The following is a 2,517-nucleotide window of genomic DNA, read 5'->3' on the forward strand; positions in this document are numbered from 1 at the left end:
TGTATGTACTTTTGAGCAGGAGATATAAAAGCTGTACCGGTTGTACCGGACATAGGTCCCTCGTCATAAGAAATTGCGGGACTGACTTAAGATGACTGATATATGTATTATAACCTGCTTTTCCGCAGATTTCAACGTTTCGGGGAAAGTTTTTAATTGGTAATTTGTAATTATCTTGGAAATTATCAATTACCAATTACACATTAATCATTGATTACTGCACTTTCTAAAGCTTTTCGATTTCTTCAACGGAAAGACCTGATATTTTGCAAATATCTCTAATCGGATAATTCATATCCTTCATTAACTTTGCCGTGTCAAGCTTTGCTTGGCGCGAGCCGTCGGAAAAGCCTTGCTGTATCCCTTGTTGTATGCCAATCCTTAAACTTTCTTCTCTCTGTACTGCGATATCCGTATCATAATCATATTCTGCTACTAACATGTTTATTACCTCCCGTGATTTTCTCTGTAAGTATTCTTTTAATATTCCTTTTTCTATACATATCTTTATCGCATTGGTAAAGCCGTTTTCGCTGTCGAGTTGTGTTTGCTTTCTTACCTCTTCTACAAAGAGGCTGTATTCTTCAAGCGGTTTGCAGGCTGCTAAAACTTTGTTTGCTTTATCCGTGTTGATGTTGAGAACCCGTACCGTCAACTCCAGCGGCACTTGTTTAGGTTTTGTAATAAAGGCATCGGAAAGTTTTAGAACCGTAGTTTCCGGGTAGTCTTCCTTGCCGTTATAGAAAACGTAGAATTCCGGCGTCGGTATTTTTGACAGCTTTCTTAAATACCTATCAGTAGGTGCTTGCAGTTTTTCGTAGAGCCTTGCTATGTATTCTAAAAAGCGCAAAGGCATATTTTCGTTTATCGTTGATTGATGCTCTGCAAGGACAATTATTTTATTGTCTACAAGGCAGGAAACGTCGTTTATTATATTCATATACATGACGTTTTCAAGCCGTATATTTTCTACTGGCGACGAAAGCGGAAGGTGCGTGCCGTGCAATGCATTATATAGCGATAAGAAATTTTCCTTAGCCCTTTCGTCTTCACTGAACAAATCGACAAACACCGAGTCTTTATATTTTCTGTTTGACGTACTCATAGCAAACCCTCACTCGATTGTATTATACCATAGGTGAAAGGATTTTAAAAGGGATAATGCTTCAGAATTGCGAACTTAAAGCCGGCGCGGCGCTTAGGAAAAAGGCTGCAGAACCGTTGTCCCGCAGCTTTATCTTTTTTAAACCGAATTCCCCATTACCCATTGAACTCTAGGGCCGGCAAGCCAAGCGGAAGCCAAGAAAGTTGAACCTGTTGCCAGGACTGTAGTTGTACCGTACGCCCACAGCGCAGCCGCCCGCGGTGGCGCCCCAGCTGCCGCCGCGCCTAACACGGTCAGCATCCGACGCAGCACCCTGAGGATCGGTAACAATACCGCCTTGCACATAAGTACTATCGTTTGATGCAGGGTTATCATTATACCAATCAAAACACCATTCCCAAACATTCCCGCTCATGTCGTGTAAACCGAGTACATTCGCTCTCCTTTTTCCTACAGGATGAGTTTTATTTCCTGAATTACCAGAATACCATGCAACCTCTCCTGTTTCCGCCGTATCCCATCTATCTTTGGCTCCGCTTGCACTGTTTAATTTGGTCAGCCGTACATCGCCGCAATTATCGGCGTTTGTGCCGTCGCTTCCCTGCCATCGGGCGGCGTACTCCCATTCCGCTTCCGTCGGAAGGCGATAGCCTTTTTTGCTCATATCGGCATAAGCGGCATCACAAGCAGCTGTATCAGTTGCATCTTTTAATACCGTAGTATCGGTTTTGCTTTTGCGGTAGACGCATTGCTCATCGGACCCCAGCTTTATTTGAGTATACGCATTACACCACACAATACAGTCCCGCCAACTTACCATTGTTACAGGATGATTTTTGTTTTCTGTAGGAGGCTTGCCTATGTTTGCATAATTGGGATCAGTACCTCCGCCGCCTGTGCCGTCCCAACCTTCAAGCCCTTTGTTTGCAAAGACGTAGCCTTTACCTTCTGCCCATGTCCGTACCTTGTGCCATAACTCGTACGTTACCTCTGTTTTACCGAGCTTGTAGGGACTTAATTTTACCTTTCGGCCTGCACGGAATACGCCTTTCCGATTAGCTTCAGTTCCGGGTAAGGTGTAGTCAGGGTCAACGCCTACAATGCCTGTTGTCGTAGGTATTATTTTTATAAAGCCGTCACCTGTGTCTTCAAAACTACCGGCAGGCGTCCCGCCGCCGCCGGAGTTACCGCTTCCTGAGCCGTTCCCGCCCGCGTTGTTCGGACAGCCGGTCATGCCAAATAGCGCAATAAGCGCTAAACCGATAAACAAAATTGATTTTACTCTGTGTTTCATAAACACCTCCTTAAAATGTTGTTTTCTTAGGGAGAGAGAGACAACCCCGTTTAGGGCAAGGTTTCTTCTCCGCTTATAACCCATTTGTTCCGGCATGGATGCCGGTAAAACCCGCACT

At 44.6% G+C, this 2,517-nt stretch carries 2 protein-coding genes; both read right to left on the reverse strand.

Annotated features, from left to right (window positions below; genetic code table 11):
* Positions 1 to 226: 226 nt before the first annotated feature.
* Complete coding sequence (locus tag JSQ97_RS12655) at positions 227 to 1,105, reverse strand: Rpn family recombination-promoting nuclease/putative transposase (protein ID WP_205076377.1); 879 nt, start codon at positions 1,103 to 1,105, stop codon at positions 227 to 229.
* A 169-nt stretch (positions 1,106 to 1,274) separates the two neighbouring features.
* Positions 1,275 to 2,399, reverse strand: a complete 1,125-nt coding sequence (locus JSQ97_RS12660; protein WP_205076378.1) for a formylglycine-generating enzyme family protein — start codon at positions 2,397 to 2,399, stop codon at positions 1,275 to 1,277.
* Between the last annotated feature and the right edge of the window lie 118 nt (positions 2,400 to 2,517).

This window comes from Treponema sp. Marseille-Q4523, assembly GCF_016901105.1.
GTDB lineage: Bacteria > Spirochaetota > Spirochaetia > Treponematales > Treponemataceae > Treponema_D.

Bases quoted from the DNA above. Each gene is read 5' to 3' on its own strand.
- JSQ97_RS12655 (WP_205076377.1), bottom strand. From the start codon at position 1,105: ATGAGTACGTCAAACAGAAAATATAAAGACTCGGTGTTTGTCGATTTG.
- JSQ97_RS12660 (WP_205076378.1), bottom strand. From the start codon at position 2,399: ATGAAACACAGAGTAAAATCAATTTTGTTTATCGGTTTAGCGCTTATT.